Raw genomic sequence first — 20,025 nt, forward strand, 5'->3', positions numbered from 1 at the left:
CATCGTGTCCGGTGCACGCTCAGCGTCCGAGGGCGCTGACCACGCGAACGCGGCGGTTGTCCGGTACTTCGTTGTAGGCCAGTACATGCAATCCTGGTGCCACATGCCGGGTGAAGCGCGCCAGCCACGGTCGCAGCGGCGGTGCCACCAGCAGCACGGCCGGTTCGCCGGACATTTCCTGACGCTGCGCACTTTCGGCCACCTTCTGCTGCAGGCGCTCGGCCAGGCCCGGCTCGATGGCGGCACCGGCCGGGCTGGCGCCCTGCAGCGACTGCAGCAGGATCTGTTCAAGGTCAGGGGCAAGCGTGATGACGGGGATTTCAGTGCCCAGTCCGCTGATTTCCTGCACGATCTGGCGCCCCAGCGCGGCGCGCACGGCAGCGGTCAACGTGCCGGGATCCTGACTCTGTGAGGCATGCTCCGCCAAAGATTCGACGATGCCGCGCATGTTGCGGATCGGCACGCGCTCGGCCAGCAGGTTCTGCAGTACCTTTACCACTACGCCCAGCGGCAGGCGCTTGGGTACCAGGTCTTCCACTAGTTTCGGCGCCGATTCGGCCAGACGGTCCAGCAGCTGCTGGACCTCCTGATGGCCGAGCAGCTCATGGGCGTGGGTCTGCAGAATATGCGACAGGTGCGTGGCGACCACGGTGGCCGGGTCGACCACGGTGTAACCCAGCGATTGGGCCTGGTCGCGCTGGCTCTGTGTGATCCACACCGCTTCCAGACCGAAGGCCGGATCCTGCGTGGCAATGCCTTGCAACTGGCCGTGTACGCGGCCGGGATTGATCGCCAGCATGCGGTCGTTGTGCACTTCCGACTCGCCCACGGGGACGCCGAGCAGGGTGATGCGATAGTTTGTGGGCGAAAGGTCCAGGTTGTCTCGGATGTGCACCGAAGGCACCAGGAAGCCCAGATCCTGCGACAGCTTGCGCCGTACCGACTTGATGCGCCCCAGCAGTTCGCCGCCCTGGTTGCGGTCGACGAGCGGAATCAGCCGGTAGCCGACCTCCAGGCCGATGGTGTCGACCGTAGTGACATCATCCCAGCTCAGTTCGACGCGCTCGGCCGCAGGGGTTTCTTCGCCGGCCTGCGCCTTGGCGACCTGCTCTCGGGCCTGGTCGATGGCTTCGCGGCGGCGCTTGTCGAGCAGGTAGGCCGCGCCACCACAGATGCCGCCCAGCAGCAGGAAGGCCAGGTTCGGCATGCCCGGAATCAGGCCCATGACGATCAACACCACGCCAGCCACGGCCAGTGCCTTGGGTTGACCGAACAGCTGGGAGACCACCTGCTTGCCCATGTCCTGCGAGCGCGAAACACGGGTCACGATCACCGCCGCGGCGATGGACAGCATCAGGCCGGGAATCTGCGCCACCAGGCCGTCACCGATGGTCAGCAGTGTATAGGTTCGTGCCGCTTCGCTGGCCGACAGCCCGTGCTGCAGCATGCCGACGAAGAAGCCGCCGACGATATTGATGACCAGAATCAGGATGCCTGCGGTGGCATCGCCGCGCACAAACTTGGAAGCACCGTCCATGGAGCCGTAGAAATCCGCTTCCTCGCGCACTTCCTGGCGCCGGTCACGGGCCTGCTCTTGCGTCAGAAGACCGGCGTTGAGGTCGGCATCAATGGCCATCTGCTTGCCGGGCATGGCATCCAGGGTAAAGCGCGCGGTCACTTCCGATACGCGCGTGGCGCCCTTGGTCACCACCACGAAGTTGATGATGGTCAGAATCGCGAACACCACCAGGCCCACGGCGTAGTTGCCGCCGATGACAAATTCACCGAAGGCCTCGATCACCTTGCCGGCCGCGCCCGGGCCGTTGTGACCGTGCAGCAGCACCACGCGGGTGGAGGCGATATTCAGCGCCAGGCGCAGCAAGGTGGCGCCCAGCACCACGGTGGGGAAGGCGGCAAAGTCCAGCGGCCGCATCACATAGACCACCGCCAGCAGGATCACCAGCGACAGCGCGATATTGAAGCTGAACAGCACATCCAGCATGAACGGCGGCAAGGGCAGCATGACCATGCCCAGCACCACCAGCATGGCCAGTGGTGCGCCAAAGCCGCGTCGGCTGGCGTGTTTGAAGGTATCGAAGAACGTGCTGCTGGCCATAAGGCGCGCTTACTCCGGTTGCGTGCGGTACGGACCCATCAGTGTCGGGTCGATATCCGGTGACGGCGGCTCGGGCACTTCGTAGCCGTACGCGCCCTGCTTGATGCGGTACACGTAGGCCAGCACCTGAGCCACGGCCATATACAGGGCGGCCGGGATTTCCTTGCCGATCGGCGTGGTGTGATACAAGGCGCGTGCCAACGGCGGCACGCGCACGATCGGCACTTCGGACGAGCCGGCGATCATGCGGATCTGGTGCGCCATCACATCCAGACCCTTGGCCACCACGCGCGGGGCGCGCGAACGGGTGTCGTCATAGCGCAGCGCAATGGCGAAGTGGCTTGGGTTGGTGATGACCACGTCGGCCTTGGGCACGTCCTGCATCATGCGTTGGCGCGCCACCTGCTGCTGCATCGAGCGGATACGGCCCTTGAGTTCCGGGTTGCCCTCGGTTTCCTTGTGCTCGTCGCGCACTTCCTGCTTGGTCATGCGCATTTTCTTGTTGAATTCGAACTTCTGGTACACCGCATCGAGCAGGCCCACCGCCATCAGCACCACCGCAAACAGCAGCGCGGCGTGCGTGACCATGCCCAGCGCGTGACGGATGCCGTCGGCCACGTCGATGCGGCCCACCGCCAGCAGTTCGGTACGCACCTTCCACAGCGACCAGGCCAGCACACCGCCGATCAGCAGCACCTTCAGCAGCGACTTGCCCAGCTCCACCAGACCGCGCAGCGAGACCATCTTCTTGATGCCCTCGATGGGATTGAGCCGCTCGGGCTTGGGCTGCAACGCCTCGAACGAAAACGTGAAGCCGCCAATCAGTGCCGGCGCGGCGAAGGTGGCCAGGATCGCGGTCAGGAAAATGGGCGCCAACGCCATCAGTGCATCGCTGCTGACACGTACCAGCAGGTGCGGGATGGCGTCGTTGCCGACCAGGTCGGCACGGCTGTAATCCAGGCCGGCGCGCATGATGTCGTGGAACTTGGCGTTCATCCAGCCGCTGGTGGCCATCATGGTGGCCGCCCCCACCAGCGTCACCATCGCCGCCGACAAGTCGCGCGAGCGCGGAACGTCACCTTTCTCGCGGGCTTCGCGAAGACGTTTTTCTGACGCTTTTTCTGATTTTTCCTGGCCGTCTTCGTTCTCTGCCATGTCGCGTCTGCCTGATGAAATATCTTGTGGATCAGATATTTCATGCGCTGCGCCGGGGCGCGTTCCGTGGGTGACAAATCTCCGCCGCAGGGCGGTTCATCACACAGGTTGCACGGATCGTGCCGAGTTAAGAGGCCCAAGCGTGGTCTCGGGCTACAGACCGGCCAGGTGGCGCATCAGCCCGGAGGCGGTATCGAGCAGGGCTTCGAAGGCGCCGGGCAGTACGCGCAGCGACATCCAGACCACCACCAGCCCCAGGCTCAGGGTGATCGGAAAACCGACGGCGAACAGATTCATCGAGGGCGCCGCGCGTGAAATGGCGCCAAAACCGATATTGACGATCAGCAGCGCGATCAGCGCCGGCAGCGCCACGCGCACGGCGCCATTGAAAAGGTGCAGCGCCCAGGTCAGCAGTTGCCAGATATCGTCCTGGCCAATGTGCAGCTGCGCCAGGTTATGGCCGCTCATGCCTTGGGCCAGCAGCTGGATCAGCGCCAAGTGGCCGTTCAGCGCCAGAAACAGCATGGTCGCCATCACCATATAGAGCTGGCTCATGGCGCTGGTCTGAGTGCCTTGCTGCGGATCGACCACCATCGCAAAGCTCAGGCCCATGGTGTTGGCGATCAGCGTGCCGCCCAGTGCCACCGCCTCGAAGGCCAGGCGCAGCACAAAGCCAATAGCCGCGCCGGTAATGACTTGCTGGCAGACCACCAGCATGCTGGACAGGCTCAACGGATCCACATGCGCCGGCAAGCGTGTCAGCGGCGCCAGCACCATGGTCAGCACCAGCACCAGGCCAACGCGCACACGCACCGGCACGGCGGTGGCGCCGAACACGGGGGCGACCAGCACCAGTCCGGTCACACGCGCCATCGGCCACAACCAGGCGGCGATCAGCTGCTGCAGCTGGCTGATATCCAGGTTCACAGGTGTGCGGCGGCCGTCAGCGCAGGGCCGAAGGCAGGTTGAGAATAAGGTCGTGGGTGAACTGCACCAGCGTGCGCAGCATCCATGGGCCGGCAATCACCGCCACCAGCGCCATGGCGATCAGCTTGGGGATGAAGCTCAGCGTCATCTCGTTGATCTGCGTGGCGGCCTGGAACATGCCCACCAGCAAGCCGACCACCAGCGCCACCAGCAACAGCGGCGCACCCACCATCATGCCCACGTAAAGCGCGTGTTGGCCAAATTCGATGACAGATTCCGGCGTCATGGCGCGAAGGCTCCCATGCTCATGTGTAGAAGCTGTTGGCCAGGGTGCCCAGCAACAGCGTCCAGCCGTCCACCAGCACAAACAGCATGATCTTGAACGGCAGCGAGATCAGCATCGGCGAGACCATCATCATGCCCATCGACATCAGCACGCTGGCGGTGACCAGGTCGATGATCAAAAACGGCACGAACAGCATGAAGCCCATCTGGAACGCGGTTTTCAGCTCGCTGGTGACAAACGCCGGCACCGCCACGCGGAACGGCACCGCGGCCTTGTTGGCGTAGGGCTTGTCGCCGGCCAGCTTGGCGAACATCTGCAGATCCGTGTCGCGGGTCTGGTCGAGCATGAATTTCTTGAATGGCGCGGTGGCCTTGGGCAGGGCCTGTTCGGCGCTCATCTGTCCGGCCATGTACGGCTTGATGGCCTGGTTGTAGGCGTTGTTGAGCACCGGCGACATCACAAACAGCGTCAGAAACAGCGAAAGGCCGACAATCACCTGATTGGGCGGTGATTGCGCCGTGCCCAGCGCCTGGCGCAGAAAGCTCAGCACAATGACGATGCGCGTGAACGAGGTCATCATCAGCAGGATGGCCGGCAACAGCGTCAGCGCCGTCATCACCGCCACGATCTGCAGCGACAGGCTCCAGGTTTGCCCGCCGTTGGCGTTGGATTTGACCGTCAGCGCCGGAATGCCGCCGCCGATATTTTGCGGCACGCTCTGGGCCAGCGCCGGTACCAGTGGCGCCAATGCCAGCAGCACCAGCAGCGTGACCAGCGCCATGCGCCGCAGCGGGGCGCGACTCATGGCTTTTTCCTCCACTGCGCCAGCACATCGGCAAAACTGCGGCCCAGCGTGGGCGGCGTGCTGCCGTCGGTGGCCGGCTCCGGTACCGGTTCATCCAGCACCATCAGTGTGCGCATGCCGCCGGGTGTGACGCCGACCAGCAGCTGCTGGCCGCCCACTTCCAGCAGCATGATGCGTTCCTTGGTGCCGACCATCATCGACTCGATGCAGCGGATGCGCTTGCCGCTGGGGCCAGCGCGCGACTGCAGGCGCCGGCCGATCCAGCCGGCGGCCAGAATCAGCGCGATGATCAGCACCAGGCTCAAGACCACGCGCAGCGCTTCACCTGCGGTGTCCATCATGGCGTGCTGCGCGGCTGGTGGTGGTGCGGCCGGGGTCGCCCAAAGCGGCAGCGCGACCAGCGCCAGCAGCATGAACGCCAGCCAGGGCAGGGCGGAGCGCAGGTTCATCGCAGCTTGCGCACGCGTTCGGCCGGGCTGATGACGTCAGTCAGGCGGATGCCGAATTTCTCGTTGATCACCACCACTTCGCCGTGTGCCACCAGGGTGCCGTTGACGAACACATCCAGCGGCTCGCCCGCGGCGCGGTCCAGTTCCACCACCGAGCCCTGGTTGAGCTGCATCAGGTTGCGGATGGAAATACGCGTGCGGCCCACTTCCATGGCCAGCGTCACTGGCACATCCAGAATGACGTCCAGATTGACTTCGGACTGGCCATTGCCGGTGTCGGCCAGGGTGTCGAACTCCACCTTCTCGGCGCCACCGTCGGCGGCGGCCTCGGCCAGCTCGGGGTTTTCGTTCTCGGAGGCACTCATGACGGATCAGTCTCTTTGGCTGTGTCGGGGGGCGGCAGCGGCTCGATGGCCGGCCGGTATTCGGTGCGCCGCATCAGCGATTCAAAGCGCACGGCGTTCTTGCCGGTGGCAGTGCCGAAGCGGCCCCGGAATACCGGCACGTCCTCGGCGAATACCACCACATGATCGGGCAGGTCGATGGGGATCACGTCACCGCGACGCAGGTGCAGGAAATCACCGATGCTGATGCGCGTTTCGGCCAGCAACGAAGTGAGCTCCACCTCTGCTTCCAGCACTTCGTCCTGCAGGCTCTGGATCCAGCGATCATCCCGCTCGGCGCGATCGCTCTGCACGCCGGCATCGAGCAGCTCGCGGATCGGCTCGACCATGGAATAGGGCATGGTCAGATGCACTTCGCCACCCCCGCCATCCAGTTCGCAATGAAAGCGCGAGACCACCACTGTTTCGGTGGGGCTGACGATATTGGCGAACTGCGGATTGATCTCGGAGTTGAGGAACTCGAACTGCAGGCGCAGCACCGGTGCCCAGGCTTCCACGGCAGACTGGAAGGCCTCATGCAGCATGATCTGGATGACGCGGTTTTCGGTTGGTGTGAAGTCGCGTCCCTCGATGCGTGCCGGAAAACGCCCGTCACCGCCGAAGAAGTTGTCGATCACCGTGAATACCAGGCGTGGCTCGAACACCATCAGGGCGGTGCCGCGCAGCGGCTTGACGCGCATCAGGTTGAGGTTGCTCGGCACCGCCAGGCCCTGCACGTACTCGGAGAACTTGACCATCTTCACGCCCAGCACCGAGACCTCGCAGGTCTTGCGCAGCACACCGAACATGTTGCTGCGCAGGTAGCGCGCGAAACGGTCGTTGACCATTTCCAGCGTCGGCAGGCGGCCGCGCACGATGCGGTCCTGCTGGGTGAAGTCGTACTCCTGCGCGGTGCCGGGTGGCGGCGCCTCGCTGTCGGTATCGACCTGACCGCTGTCCACGCCATCGAGCAGGGCGTCGATTTCTTCCTGGGAAAGTATGTCGCTCATGGGCAGCGCATCACGTAGGGGCGGCGGATGGGCGTCACCAGCTTATTGCATCACGAAGCTGGTGAAATACAGGGCCTCAATGCCGGGGCGGCCAATCTGGTCCTTGAGCACGCCCTGCACGGCCTTCAGGGCCTCGCCCTGCAGTTTGCGTTTGCCGTCGGGGCTGGCCAGATCCTGCGACTTCTGTCCGGAGAACAGCAGCAGCAGGGCATTGCGGATGACCGGCATGGCGCTTTTGGCCGCTTCGATGGCGGCGGTGTCGTGTGACATCAGCGTCACACCGACCTGCAGATAGCGTTGCGAGGAGTTCGGGTCCTGGAAATTGACCACGAACACCGGGTCCAGCGGCAGGTATTCGGCGTGCTCGGCCAGCTTCACGTCGACCTTTGGCTTGGCGTGCTCGGCCGCGGCGGCTTGGCCGTTGGCGCCGGTCGGGGCCTTCTTCGACATCATGAAGAACGCTGCGCCGCCGCCGGCCAGTAGCAGCACCAGCAACACTATGATGATGATCAGCAGCTTTTTGCTCTTGGGCTTGGCTGCCGGAGCTTCCTGTTCGGCCATGTCCGTCTCTCGTCTAAAGCGTTAAGTTTGGCGCTCGCCTGTGTAGGTAGCAAGCGTTGTGCCACGTCGCTGAGAGAGCGGAAATTTTCCCCTTATCAAGGCTTTGCCGACACTTGCTTGAAATGAAGGCAAAATTTTGACGCGCGATGTGGCACGCACGTCAGTATCACGCCATCAGGCGAAATCGTCGACCACGCCTTGCGCCAGGCTTCCGGCGCGGACCTGCGAGGTGGCTTCCACCTCGCCCACGCCATCGCCGCCCTGGCCCGAGTTGCCGCCGGCAGACTGGCCTTGTGAGCCATCCTGCTGCCCGGCGTGCTGCTGGCCGACCTGGGCCTGACCCAGGCTGAGGCCGTGCTGGGCCAGCAGGCTGTCCAGCTGCGGCAGGGTTTGCTGCAGGGCATGCACGGTTCCCGGATGCTGCACGGCAAAGCTGACATCGACGTGGTTCTGGTTGACCTGCACGTTGACGTTGATCGGCCCCAGGTCACGCGGATTGAGCTGGATGCTGGCCTGTTTGACGTCCTGGGCCGATAGCCAGGCGACATGGTCGCCCATTTCCTGAGTGAAGGCCGGGGTACCCGGCGTTTGTGCCGCCTGCAGGTTGTGCATCGGTGCGGTGGGTGTGACCGCATTGGCGGCCGAGGCTGCATTGGCATTGTGCATGGCCTGCAGGGCGGCCAGGTTGGTGTTCTGCGTGGAGCTGGCACCGGTGTTGTGGGCATCGCCCAGCTTGCTGTCGAGCAGCTTGTCCAGCGCGGCGTCCAGCTGGCTGTCCAGCGAGCCAGTCGTGGTGTCGCTGCCGCCGTTCGTGGCTGCCATCGACAAAGCCTGCAGGGCCGATGTGTTGGCGTTGCCATCATTGGCGGCCGAGGCTTTGCCGAGGGCCTGGCTGTTCAGTGCGGACAGGCTGGCGCTCTTGCCAAGGCTGGCTTGGACGGCACTGGCCAGGCGGCTGCCGGCCACGAGGCTCAGGGCGCCGGAGGCCGAGGTCTTGCCATCGCCCGGCAAGGTCTTGCCGGTGCTGGCGGACTTGGCCTGGCCCAGCATGCCCAGTAGCTGGGCGGCGAGACTTCCGGCATCGGCGCTCTTGTCGTCATCGTCCGAGCCATCATCGTGGTCGGACTTGGCCTTGCTCTTGTCGGCCAGCTTGGCCTTGGCAGCGGCCTGATCCCCGGGCGCACTGGCGCTGGTTTGCGCGCGGTCCTTGTCGGCCTTGGCTGAGCTGTCGGCATGGTCACCGGCCTTGTCCGACGTCTGTTTGGCGCGGGTTTCGGGCGTTTTTGATGGCGTGGTGTCGGCCGTCGTGCCGGCGTCGTCCGTGCTCTGGCGCGCCTGCTGGTAGGCCGCGGTGAAGGCGGCACTGCTGGAGGCATCCGTGCTGTCGGCACTGCGGGTGCCGGAGACGGCGCTTAAGATCGGGTTGGCAGGATTCAGACTGGGCATGACGGGTGTTCCGGTCGGTTGCTCAGGGGCAAGGCTGGCGTTTCGTTAGATAAGGAAGCACGGAGTGTGCCAGCGGATCAGTCGTGCCCGGGGCCGCCCCGGCGATGCTGCGAGCGCTCGTCGACCGCTTCCTGGTCACGGCGTTCTTCGGCGCGCTCTTCCTGGTTGCGGTAGCGGCGTGTGACCGAGTCCAGCGCGGCGTGACGATTACGCACTTCCAGCCAGCGTGCGCGGGCGCCCTCCACGGATTGGCGGCGTCGCTGGATCTCGCTGCGTTGCTGCGTCATGGCCTGGTCGATGCGATGCACGAAGCGCTGGCGATTGAGCATTTCGGCGACGGTGACGCCCTGGCCGGGCGCCATGGTTTCGTATTCCTTGCGAAAGCGACCCAGTTCCTCCAGCTGCGACTCGGCCTCGCGCAGCGCGCGCTGATGTTCACCCAGTATGCGGGCGGCCTCGTCGCTGCGGCTTTCGGCCAGGTCGGCAACCCGCTGCATGCGCTCGGAGCGGCGTTTCACGTGCCAAGACCCGGTTCAGCCGGTGGCACGGCAAAGCCGGCGGTGGGCGGGGCCGCGGCCGGCGCTGGCGCGTCCAGGCCCAGCGTGCGTTTGAGCGCGGCCAGGGCGTCGTCGATAGGCACCGGCTGATCGGTTTCCTGCTGCAGAAAGCCTGATAGCGCCGGCCACATGGCGATGGCCTCGTCCACGCGCGGATCGCTGCCTTTCTGATAGGCGCCGATGTTGATCAGGTCGCGCTGCTGCTGGTAGGCCGAATAAATCTGCCGGAAGCGTTGCGCAGCACGCTGGTGCTCGCGGTCGGTGACCGAGGGCATGACGCGGCTGATCGAGGCTTCGATATCGATGGCCGGGTAGTGGCCGGCCTCGGCCAGATCGCGCGAAAGCACGATGTGGCCATCGAGAATGGCGCGCGCGGCGTCGGCGATCGGGTCGTGACGGTAGTCATCGCCCTCGGTCAGCACGGTGTAGAAGGCGGTGATGGAGCCGGCGCCGCGCTGGCCGTTGCCAGCGCGCTCGACCAGTGCCGGCAACATGGCGAACACCGACGGCGGATAGCCCTTGGTCGCCGGCGGCTCGCCGATGGCCAGGGCGATCTCGCGTTGGGCCTGGGCGTAGCGGGTCAGCGAATCCATCAGCAGCAGCACCCGCTTGCCCTGATCGCGAAAGTATTCGGCCACGGCGGTGGCCAGCTGTGCGCCGCGCAGGCGCGACAGCGGCGGGGCATCGGCCGGTGCGGCGATTACCGCGGCACGGCGGCGGCCTTCCTCGCCCAGGATGTGGTCGACAAATTCCTTCACCTCGCGGCCGCGTTCGCCGATCAGGCCGACCACCACCACGTCGGCGTCGGTAAAACGCGTCATCATGCCCAGCAGCGTCGATTTACCGACACCGGAGCCGGCAAACAGGCCCATGCGCTGGCCGCGACCGACAGTCAGCAGTGAGTTGATGGCGCGCACGCCGACATTCAGCGGCTGCTCGATGGGCTGGCGCGCCATGGGATTGATCGGCTCGCGCTTTAGCGAGGCCGGTTGCGTGGCCGTGAGCGGACCCTTGCCGTCCAGCGGCTGGCCGGCCGCGTCGATCACCCGCCCCAGCAGGCCGTCGCCGACAGGGATGCCGGCGCTGGACGGCGCCGGGCGCACGCGGGCGTTGGGCAGAATGCCATGCAGCTGACCGGTGGGCATCAGGAACAGGCGGCCTTCGGCAAAGCCCACCACTTCGGTTTCCAGCGGCGCGCCGTCGGCGCTGTCGACCAGGCAGCGCGAGCCCAGCGGCGCTTCCACACCCACCGCTTCCAGGGTCAGTCCGACCACCCGGCGCAGCATGCCCTCGACCGGCATGGCGGTGACCTGGTCCAGACGCTGGCGCCGTTCGGCCAGCTGCTCGCGCCAGCGCGTGCTGCGCGCCGTGCTCATGCACCTGACTCCGCGCCGGCCTCGTACTGGCGCTCGTCGTCACCGGCTTGCGTGTCGTTGTCGGAGCCGAGCAGGGCGTCGATCATCGCCGCCAGGCGGGTCTCGGTGCGCAGGTCGATGCGCGAGGCATCGGAGACGATGCGACAGTCACCGGGCAGCAGGGATTTGTCTTCGTCGATGCGCCAGCCGCGCTCGTCGGCCTCGCCCAGCGCGTCACGCAGCATCGCCGCATCATCCGGATGCACGATGACACGCACGCTGGCGGTCGCGGCGGGCAGGTGGCTGATGGCCTCGCGCACGATATCGATCAGAAAATCCGGATGCTCACTGATCTGCCGGCGCACCACGCGCTCGGCGATCAGGGCCGACAGACCGGCCAGATCACGCTCGGTGGCTTCATCGACGTCGGACAAAGGGCGGGCAACGGCGTTGAACAGCTGCGCCAGGCGCGCGGCCTGCGCATCGCGCTCGCGGCGTGCGGCCTCGCGGCCTTCCTCCAGCCCGCGCTGATAGCCCTCCTCGCGGGCGGCATCCTCCAGTGCCTGCAGTTCGGCCACGGTGGGCGGGCGCGGTGCGTCGGGATCTTCCTTTGGCTCGGCCGGCTCGGCCGAGCCGACCTGCGGCAGTTCCCAGCGGCGCACCTGGGCCAGCTCCTCGCGGGCCAGGATGCCCATGCGCTCGCTCATACGAAGTCCTCACCTCCGCCGCCCAGGTTCATCTGGCCGTTGGCCGACAGACGCTTGGCCGTGGCCAGAATTTCCTTCTGCGCCGAGTCGACCTCGGACAGGCGCACCGGACCCTTGGCTTCCAGGTCGTCACGCAGCATGTCGGCCGCGCGCTTGGACATGTTGGCGAAAATCTTGTCGCGCACCTTGGGCTCGGCACCCTTCATGGCGATGATCAGCTTGTCCGAGGCCACCTCGCGCAGCAGGGTCTGCATCGAGCGATCATCGACTTCGGAAAGGTCGTCGAATACGAACATCAGCTCCTCGATGCGCTCGGAAAGCTGTGCATCGGTGCCGCGGATCGACTCCATCAGCTCGGCTTCCTTCGAGCTGTCCATGGTGTTGAGGATGTCGGCGGCCGATTTCAGGCCACCCACGGTCGACGATTTGAGCTTGTTGGAGCTGCCGGAGAATTGGCGCTCGAGCACTTCGTCCAGTTCGTGCAGGGCGTGTGGCTGCACGCCGTCCAGCGTGGCGATGCGCATGATCACGTCCGAGCGCGTGCGTGCCGGTAGATAACCGAGCACTTCGCCGGCCTGGTCCGGTTCCAGATGCGCCATCACCAAGGCGATGATCTGCGGGTGCTCCTGTCCGACCATTTCGGCGATGGCGCGGCTCTCCATCCACTTCAGTGACTCCAGACCCTTGCTGGAACGGCCCAGCAGGATACGGTCGATCAGGCTGCCGGCCTTGCCTTCGCCCAAGGCGCTGGTCAGCACTTTGCGGATGTATTCGTCGGTGCCGACACCCAGCGAGGTGTTGTCGCCCAGATCCTCGGCGAAGCGGTCCAGCACGTGGGTCACCTGGTCGCGGGTGACGTTCTTGAGGCTGGCCATGGCCGAGCCGACCGTTTGCACATCACGCGCATCCAGGTGCTTGAGCACCTGGGCGGCATCGGCCTCACCCAGCGACAGCAGCAGGATCGCCGCGCGCTGTGCGCCGTTGATGTCAGCGTGATTGTCAGACTTCATCGCTCGCTACCCAGTTCTTGACGACCTGCGCGACCTGCTTGGGGTTTTCCGTGGCCAGGCGCTTGGCCAGGCCGACTCTCTGTTCGTACGCAGCAGTCGGGCTGAGGGCCGGTATATCTTCGTCATTATCGGCCTTTTCCCGGATCTGGGCACGCACCGTTTCCGGAGTATTGCTACCGGGCAGGGCGGTTGCCTCGTTTTCATCGGGCACCTCCTGCGCCGGCTTGAGCAGTCCCTTCATCATCGGCCGCAGCAGGCCAAACACGAGGGCCAAAAGCAGCAGCACACCGACACCCTGCTTGATCAGATCCATCATGCCGGGACGCTGCCAGAACGGAAGTGAGGGTTCCTTGTCGCTCTCTGTGCTCTGGTGGAAGGCCTCGTTGATCACCGACACGCTGTCGCCGCGCTTGGCGTCGAAGCCGACCGCGTTCTTGGCCAGCTCGGTCATGCGCGTGATCTCACTCTGGGTGAATGGCACCGAGGTGATCTTGCCGTTCTTTCCCACCACCTGCTTGTTGTCGACGACCACGGCCACGGTCAGACGCGCAATGCGGCCGGCCGGATTGGTCGTATGGGCGATGGTGCGATCCAGTTCGAAATTGCGCGTGGCCGAGTTGGAGCTCTGTGTCGGCTGAGCGTTGCCACCGGTGCCCTGGGAGTTGGCTGCGTTTGCGGTAGCACCTGCCGGGGTATTGCCGGGCCCACCCTGAGGGTTGGCGGCAGTGGGCTGCGAGGCCGTGTTCGGCGGCTGGTTCTGCAGCGCTCCGGGCACGTTGGCCTTGGCCTTGGGGTCGGTGGTCTGCGAGCTGGAGACCTTCTCACTGCGCAGCAAGCCCTGCTGCGGACCATAGGTTTCCGAAGCCTTCTCGGTGCTGGAAAAGTCGACATCGGCGTAGACCTGGGCGCGCACGCGGCCCGGTCCCACCAGTGGTGTCAGCAGTTGCTGGATGCGCTGGGCATAGTCATCCTCGATGCGCGAGGTGATCTGCATGTGGCTGTCGTTGACGGCCGTGGCGCTGTTGGGGTCGGTCACTGTCAGCAACTGGCCCTGCTGATCGATGACCGAGACCTGACGTGGGTCCAGACCCGGCACGCTGGCGGCAATCAGGTGCGTGATGGCGGCCACCTGCGAGCTGCCCAGGTTGCGGCCGGGAAACAGCGTCACCACTACCGATGCGCTGGCCGGTGCATTGTCGCGAATGAAGGCCGAAGGCTTGGGCAGCGCCAGATGCACGCGGGCGTCGCGGATCGACTGCAGACTGGAAATGGTGCGGCCAAGGTCGGCTTCCAGCGCCTGCCGATAGCGGGTGCGCTCGGCCAGATCGCTCATCCCGAACGGCGAGTCATTCTTGCTGTCCACCGCGCTGCTCTGGGCGCTGCCCTGGGGCAGGCCCTGCGCGGCCAGTTTCAGGCGCAGGTTGGGGATCTTGTCGCTGGGCACCATGATGGCGTTGCCATCGGCGCTCAGCTTGTAGGGGACGTCACTGGTTTGCAGCGCCTGGGTGATGGCAGCGGCGTCTTTCTGGTCCAGGTTGGAATACAGCAGGCCGTAGTTGGGCGTGCGCGACCATAGCGCCACGGCCACGCCAATGGCCACAGTGGCAGCCATGCCGACCAGCAGCAGCAGCTGACGCGCCAGCGGTGTCTGCGCCACGCTCTTGAGCGAGTCCAGGCGCATGCCGGATGCTGTCGGGGTGCCGCCGCCGGCGGTCTGGGCTACGGGATTATCGGCCATGATTTTCTAGGGCAACCTGGAAGCGGGGCGGCCGGCGTGGCCGCAATGGCAGGAAGGCGTGGCGCCTTACACCTGCATGTTCATGATGTCCTTGTAGGCATCGACCAGCTTGTTGCGCACCTGCACCATGGTGCGGAAGGACAGGTCCGCTTTCTGCGCCGACACCATGACCTGGGCCAGGTTGGTGTTGTCGCCACGCTCGAACGCGTTTTGCATCTGCTTGGCCTCACCCTGGGCTTCGTTGATGCTCTCGATCGATTGCTTGAGCAGGCTGCCGAAGCTGTCGGTGGTCTGCCCTGTCTGGCCGGTCACGCCCGCGCCGCCGATGGCATCGGTACGGGTCGGGGCATCACCGCGCACGGCGTCCATTTGCGAGCTCAGGCTGCGCATCTGGTTAAGCAGGCTGTTGACGTCGATCTGGCTCATGGCGCGCATCTCTTGACTGGCAAGGCTTGTGTCTGTGAATGCACAAGCCGTGCCACACTCAGTATCCGGCGGAGGCCAAGGCGCCGTTTTCGCGCAGTCGCGCCAGCTTGTAGCGCAGCGTGCGCTCGCTGACACCCAGTTTGGCGGCGGTGGCGCGACGGTTGCCGCGGTTTTCGCGCAGGGCATCGAGGATCACCGCACTCTCGCTGCGACGCACGATGTCATTGAGTTCGCTGCCGCCGGCTGACGACGTAGTGGCGGCAGGTGACGGAATTTTGTCATCGCGCTCGAAATGCAGGCTGGCCGCGTCCACTTCGGTCTTGGCGCCCAGGATCAGCGCGCGCTGCATCAGGTTGTCCAATTCGCGGACGTTGCCGGGCCAACGGTGTTCAAGGAGGGTGCGCCGTGCGCCGGCACTCAGGGATGGGGTGTCGCGGCGCATGCGAAAGGCGTGGCGGGCCAGCAGTCGCTCGGCCAGCGGCACGATATCGGCCGGACGCTCGCGCAGCGCGGGCACGTTCAGTGGCACCACGTTCAAGCGGTAATACAGGTCCTCGCGGAAGCGGCCAGCGGCGATTTCCTCGCGCAGGTTGCGATTGGTGGTGGCGATCACGCGCACATCCAGCTCAATGGCGCCGCGACCGCCGATACGCTCGACTTCGTGCTCCTGCAGCACGCGCAGCAGCTTGGCCTGTAGCGGCAAAGCCATTTCCGAAATCTCGTCCAGCAGCAGGGTGCCGCCCTGGGCCTGCTCGAATTTGCCGGCATAGGCCTGGGTGGCGCCGGTGAAGGCGCCTTTTTCGTGGCCAAACAGGGTGGCCTCGAGCATGCTCTCGGGAATGGCCGCGCAATTGATGGCGACGAAGGGGCCGCTGCGGCGCGTGGAATGGTGGTGCACGTGGCGGGCCACCACTTCCTTGCCGACGCCGCTTTCGCCGGTGATCAGCACCGTGGCATCGGTGGCGGCCACGCGCCCGGCGATGTCCAGCAGTTGCACACTGGCCTCATCCTCAGCGATCGGGGTGACCTGGCGATCATCGGTACGCAGGAATCGTTGCGCCAGTCCAACCAACTGCGAGGCATCGAAAGGCTTGACCAGATAGTCGTCGGCACCGTCGCGCATGGCCTGCACGGCGCGCTCGATGGTGCCGTGGGCGGTCATCATCACTACGGGAAGGGTGGGGTGTTGCTGGCGAATGCGCTGCAGCAAGACATGGCCGTTCATCGGCTGCATCTGCACATCGCTGACGACCAGGCCGACATTGCCTTCGGCGATGCGCCGCAGTGCCTGCTCGCCGTCACCCGCCTCGCAGACCGGCACATCAGCCAGTTCCAGCGTTTCGCACAGCGCTTCGCTCAGATCGTGGTCGTCTTCCACGATGAGCACGGACGGGGCGTGGGTATCGGTCATGGTTCAGGTTCTCGCTGGATGAGCGGGATCGCCGTTGAACAGCTCGCCGCTGGGGAGGAGGTGGGTCATGCCGGCACGTGGCAGACGCATCACGAATCGCGCGCCCTGCATGGCCGGTACCAGGTTCAGCTGACCGCCGTGGGCCTGTATCACCGAGCGGGCCATCGCCAGGCCCAGGCCGGTGCCGTCGCGGCGGGTGGTGAAGAACGGATCAAAAATGCGTGTGGCCAGCGCCTCGGGAATGCCGGGGCCGTTGTCAGTGACGCTGATGACGATATCGGTCTGGTCGGTGTGCGCTTCGATCTGCACTCGGTCACCGGCATGCAGGGCGTTCTCGACCAGATTGAGCAATGCGCTGTGCAGCAGGTGACGCTGCCCGCGCACGCATACACCGGGCTCGCGATGCGGCAGGCGCAGCCGGCGGCCATCACCCAGCGAGGCCTCGGCGCTGGCGCGGACCTGCTCGAGCAGCATCGCCACATCGATGTCTTCGGCCTCGCCGCGTTCGCCACGGGCCAGGGCCAGCATGCCGTCGATAAGGTGTTGCAGGTCGCGCAGGCGCGCCAGAGCCTTGGCGCCCAGGCGTTGACAGGTGTCGGCGGGAAGACCACCGTCGGCAATGCGCGAAAGATAGAGCACCGCGGTGGCAAGTGGCGTGCGCAACTGGTGCGCCAGGCGGGCATTCATGTCGTCGATGGCCGATTGCCGGCGCTGGCGCTCGACGCCGCTGCGGTGGGCGTGGGCTTCGCTGTCATCGGTCAGCAGCAGCACACAACCGCCGTCGGCAATGCTGCGACGGGAAACATTCAGGCGTCGGCCGTCGCTCAGTCGCGGCGTGCCATCGGTGTCGCTTTCGGCGCTCAGAGCCCGTTGCACCACATCCTGCCACTTGGCGCCGACCAGTGGGGCACCCAACAGTTCATGGGCGCCGGCGTTGCCTTCAACGATACGGCCTTCGGCGTTGAGCATCAGGGTCGCGGCGGGCAGCGCCTCAAGCAGTGATTGCAGACGTTCGGCGACACGTTCCTTGGCCGCGAGCTCGGCCATACGCGCCTTCTGCGCGGCATCGCGTTGACGGGTCAGCTCGGCCACGCGCGCTTCCAGCGCCGCCCAGGCGGCCTGCAGGTCGCGAGAGGTGGCGTTGAAAACGTTGAAGGCCTGCGCCAGCTCCTTCAGTCGCGTCGTGGCATCGTCGTGCTTCATCGCGGATTCCGAGTGTCCTGGAACCGTTTAAGCAAGATGAATGCCATCCCGTATGGTCTAATTTAACCCATAAAATACATTGGCTTATAAATTAAAAAAGCCGAAGTGTCGGTTTCCCGACGCTTCGGCTTCTGGGTTTTCATGATCGCTGTCGAGGCGGGGTTCTAGCCCTGCATGCTGGGCTGCAGACCGTATTTGCGCAGCTTTTCGACCAAGGTGGTGCGCTGCACGCGCAGCAGCTTGGCGGCGCGGGCGACCACGCCGCCCGAGGCATCCAGCGCCTGGCGGATAAGACCCACCTCGATATCGGCCAGGTGGTCCTTCAGGTCGATGCCGTCCTCTGGCAGCAGGTTGGCTTCGGAGGCTGAGCTGGGCATGGTGGCCGGCGCTGGCGCATGCATCATCTGAAGCAGCGTGGTGGCGCTGGGCTCGGGCTCGGGCGGCACCGTCTCGCCTCGGTACTGCATGGGCAGGTCGGCGGCGCGAACTGGCGTGCTCGGGAACAGGATGGCAAGGCGTTCCACCAGGTTGCACAGTTCACGCACGTTGCCGGGCCATCGATAGGCCTGCAGTGCCTTCATTGCGCTTTCGGTGATATTGACTGGCCCCAGACCGCGACGCGACAGACGCTGGTTGAACTCAGCAACCAGCGAGGGCAAGTCGTCGGTGCGCTGGCGCAGCGGCGGCATTTCCAGCGGGAAAACATTGAGGCGATAAAACAGGTCTTCGCGGAAGTGCCCTTGCTCGATAGCACGTTCCAGATTGCGGTGCGTGGCCGCAATGATGCGTACGTTACATGCCTGCGACTTGTTCGAACCCACTCGCTCGAAGGTGCGTTCCTGCAGTACGCGCAGCAGCTTGACCTGCATGGGCAGGCTCATGTCGCCAATCTCGTCCAGAAACAGTGTTCCGCCCTCGGCCAGCTCGAAGCGGCCCTTGCGGGTGGCGATGGCGCCGGTAAAGGCGCCTTTTTCGTGACCAAACAGCTCGCTTTCCAGCAGTTCGGCCGGAATGGCGCCGCAGTTGATGGCCACGAACGGCTTGTCGCGGCGCGGCGAGCTCTCATGAATGGTGCGTGCGATCAGCTCCTTGCCGGATCCCGATTCACCCAGTACCAGCACGCTGGAATCGAATGGAGCCACCTGCCCGATCAGCGCCTTGACCTGGTTCATTGGGCCGGAGGCACCGACAAAACGGTCATCCGGTGCCATTTCATGCTCAGTGAGCAGAGCCTGCTGCTGCCGGATGATCTGAGTCAGGCGATCATGACGCAGTGGGTAGTTCACATGGTCGATACGAGCAAACCCGAGTCCGGCCGCATGCACCGCCAGCGGTGCGTCGGCCGCCACCAGCGCACCCAGTTGCGCGCGCTGCTTGCCCAGTGGTGCAAGCGCCTTATCGAGCAGCGCCTCGTCCGTAACCTGGCCGATATAAACGCAGCGCCAGTTGAAGTCGCGCTCTGGAGCAGGCGGCGTGCTGGCATCGGTCCATACCGGGGTGAAGCCAAGAAACTCCAGTACCGAGCGCACCGTCTGGGCGCGCTGGGCATCGGGTTCAATCACCAGGGCGTGCGAGGTATGCATGGCTTTGCTCTCCCTTACAAATGACACGCGACCGCTCGCGTCGTACATGCAAGAGGCAACCAAGAACCATGCCAGGCGTCGACAATTTATCGACATCCGTCGGGGAGTCGACGCCCCGTGTGGGCGCAACTGCCCGCAGACAAAGGAAAATTAATTTCGACAATTTCTCGTCGGGTGTCAGAAAAGCGTATTGGGTCACATGACCTTGCTGAGTCAAGCAGATGTTTCAGGTGACGTTCAGGGGTTTCGGACTGACCAAATGCGCGTAGGGACATCACCTGTCACGACAGGCGTCACTGTGCGTCACGTGCCCCGCGGCGATCGGCGATCAGGCGGCGGTGGTGCCGAAACACCATGCGTTCAATCGCCTCGCGCAGCGTTTCGCCGACACCATGGAAGGCAATGAACGGCGCTGGCGTACCGGAAGCGACCTGGCCGAACAACTCCAGAGGCATGGCGCGGCAACCATCGAAGTGCAGGCGAACGCGCACCGTACTGCCCTGGTCGGGCAGCGAGACCGCGCCGCTGAGCCCGAAGGCGTTGAAGCGCAGATGCTGGCGTTCCGGCAGTTTGGATTCAGGCATCAGCGCACGATTGAGCAGCTCCATGAGCACGTTGAGCTTGGCATCCATGCGTGCCAGCTCGTGCGCAATGGCGCTGTCATCATCCAGGCCGCGACGCTCTTCCATGGCCTCCAGCGTGGCCAGGATCTGCGCACCCATGTCGCTTAGCTGTGCCAGGCGAGGGGCATCCGGCAGGGGCCGAACGCTTAGGTTGAGCCGCACCGAACCTTCATAGGCGACGCGATCGGAAAATTCGTGCCAGGCATGCGAGGTGGAGATGGTCATGGGCGCCGCTCCTTCGGACATCGGCACACATTGTGCGCCGAATGCGCCG

Annotated in this window: 20 protein-coding genes; all 20 read right to left on the minus strand. The window is 65.0% G+C overall.

The window, feature by feature from the left end:
* Positions 1-19 precede the first annotated feature (19 nt).
* Positions 20-2,116: a flagellar biosynthesis protein FlhA gene (gene flhA, locus HBF24_RS00610; RefSeq protein ID WP_167167390.1), complete on the minus strand. Its 2,097-nt coding sequence runs from the start codon at positions 2,114-2,116 to the stop codon at positions 20-22.
* Between the two features lie 9 nt (positions 2,117-2,125).
* A complete protein-coding gene (gene flhB / locus HBF24_RS00615) occupies positions 2,126-3,271 on the minus strand; it encodes a flagellar biosynthesis protein FlhB (RefSeq protein WP_167167393.1) in 1,146 nt (381 codons plus the stop codon).
* A 153-nt stretch (positions 3,272-3,424) separates the two neighbouring features.
* Positions 3,425-4,198, minus strand: coding sequence for a flagellar biosynthetic protein FliR (gene fliR / locus HBF24_RS00620; RefSeq protein WP_343162677.1), 774 nt, complete (start codon positions 4,196-4,198; stop codon positions 3,425-3,427).
* Positions 4,199-4,214: 16 nt separating this feature from the next.
* Positions 4,215-4,484 (minus strand): flagellar biosynthesis protein FliQ, encoded by a 270-nt coding sequence (fliQ, locus tag HBF24_RS00625; RefSeq protein WP_167167396.1) that lies wholly within the window; start codon positions 4,482-4,484, stop codon positions 4,215-4,217.
* A gap of 19 nt (positions 4,485-4,503) precedes the next feature.
* Positions 4,504-5,289: a flagellar type III secretion system pore protein FliP gene (gene fliP, locus HBF24_RS00630; protein WP_240922028.1), complete on the minus strand. Its 786-nt coding sequence runs from the start codon at positions 5,287-5,289 to the stop codon at positions 4,504-4,506.
* A complete protein-coding gene (fliO, locus tag HBF24_RS00635; RefSeq protein ID WP_240922029.1) occupies positions 5,286-5,738 on the minus strand; it encodes a flagellar biosynthetic protein FliO in 453 nt (150 codons plus the stop codon). Before fliO ends, fliP begins: the two co-directional genes overlap by 4 nt.
* Complete coding sequence (gene fliN, locus HBF24_RS00640) at positions 5,735-6,103, minus strand: flagellar motor switch protein FliN (protein ID WP_167167399.1); 369 nt, start codon at positions 6,101-6,103, stop codon at positions 5,735-5,737. Before fliN ends, fliO begins: the two co-directional genes overlap by 4 nt.
* A complete protein-coding gene (fliM, locus tag HBF24_RS00645) occupies positions 6,100-7,137 on the minus strand; it encodes a flagellar motor switch protein FliM (protein WP_206064138.1) in 1,038 nt (345 codons plus the stop codon). Before fliM ends, fliN begins: the two co-directional genes overlap by 4 nt.
* A gap of 36 nt (positions 7,138-7,173) precedes the next feature.
* Positions 7,174-7,692, minus strand: coding sequence for a flagellar basal body-associated FliL family protein (locus HBF24_RS00650; RefSeq protein ID WP_167167405.1), 519 nt, complete (start codon positions 7,690-7,692; stop codon positions 7,174-7,176).
* A gap of 174 nt (positions 7,693-7,866) precedes the next feature.
* The gene (locus HBF24_RS00655; protein ID WP_167167407.1) at positions 7,867-9,138 is read right to left on the minus strand and encodes a flagellar hook-length control protein FliK; all 1,272 of its coding nucleotides are present in this window, start codon (positions 9,136-9,138) and stop codon (positions 7,867-7,869) included.
* 77 nt (positions 9,139-9,215) lie between these two features.
* Positions 9,216-9,656 carry a flagellar export protein FliJ gene (gene fliJ, locus HBF24_RS00660; RefSeq protein ID WP_167167410.1) on the minus strand — a complete coding sequence of 147 codons (441 nt, stop codon included), beginning with the start codon at positions 9,654-9,656 and terminating at the stop codon, positions 9,216-9,218.
* Positions 9,653-11,071 carry a flagellar protein export ATPase FliI gene (fliI, locus tag HBF24_RS00665; protein ID WP_167167413.1) on the minus strand — a complete coding sequence of 473 codons (1,419 nt, stop codon included), beginning with the start codon at positions 11,069-11,071 and terminating at the stop codon, positions 9,653-9,655. Before fliI ends, fliJ begins: the two co-directional genes overlap by 4 nt.
* Positions 11,068-11,757, minus strand: coding sequence for a flagellar assembly protein FliH (locus tag HBF24_RS00670; protein WP_167167416.1), 690 nt, complete (start codon positions 11,755-11,757; stop codon positions 11,068-11,070). Before HBF24_RS00670 ends, fliI begins: the two co-directional genes overlap by 4 nt.
* Positions 11,754-12,767 carry a flagellar motor switch protein FliG gene (gene fliG, locus HBF24_RS00675; protein WP_167167419.1) on the minus strand — a complete coding sequence of 338 codons (1,014 nt, stop codon included), beginning with the start codon at positions 12,765-12,767 and terminating at the stop codon, positions 11,754-11,756. The genes HBF24_RS00670 and fliG overlap by 4 nt, the downstream gene beginning before the upstream one ends.
* A complete protein-coding gene (fliF, locus tag HBF24_RS00680; protein ID WP_167167422.1) occupies positions 12,757-14,505 on the minus strand; it encodes a flagellar basal-body MS-ring/collar protein FliF in 1,749 nt (582 codons plus the stop codon). The genes fliG and fliF overlap by 11 nt, the downstream gene beginning before the upstream one ends.
* 66 nt (positions 14,506-14,571) lie before the next feature.
* Complete coding sequence (gene fliE / locus HBF24_RS00685) at positions 14,572-14,931, minus strand: flagellar hook-basal body complex protein FliE (protein WP_167167425.1); 360 nt, start codon at positions 14,929-14,931, stop codon at positions 14,572-14,574.
* Positions 14,932-14,989: 58 nt separating this feature from the next.
* Entirely contained in the window at positions 14,990-16,342 is a 1,353-nt protein-coding gene (locus HBF24_RS00690; RefSeq protein WP_167167428.1) for a sigma-54 dependent transcriptional regulator, read from the minus strand.
* 3 nt (positions 16,343-16,345) lie between these two features.
* The gene (locus tag HBF24_RS00695; protein WP_167167431.1) at positions 16,346-17,545 is read right to left on the minus strand and encodes a PAS domain-containing sensor histidine kinase; all 1,200 of its coding nucleotides are present in this window, start codon (positions 17,543-17,545) and stop codon (positions 16,346-16,348) included.
* Positions 17,546-17,709: 164 nt separating this feature from the next.
* Positions 17,710-19,128, minus strand: coding sequence for a sigma 54-interacting transcriptional regulator (locus HBF24_RS00700; RefSeq protein ID WP_167167434.1), 1,419 nt, complete (start codon positions 19,126-19,128; stop codon positions 17,710-17,712).
* Between the two features lie 293 nt (positions 19,129-19,421).
* Entirely contained in the window at positions 19,422-19,976 is a 555-nt protein-coding gene (locus tag HBF24_RS00705; protein WP_167167437.1) for a PilZ domain-containing protein, read from the minus strand.
* Between the last annotated feature and the right edge of the window lie 49 nt (positions 19,977-20,025).

It is taken from the genome of Oleiagrimonas sp. C23AA, assembly GCF_011759385.1.
Lineage (GTDB): Bacteria > Pseudomonadota > Gammaproteobacteria > Xanthomonadales > Rhodanobacteraceae > Oleiagrimonas.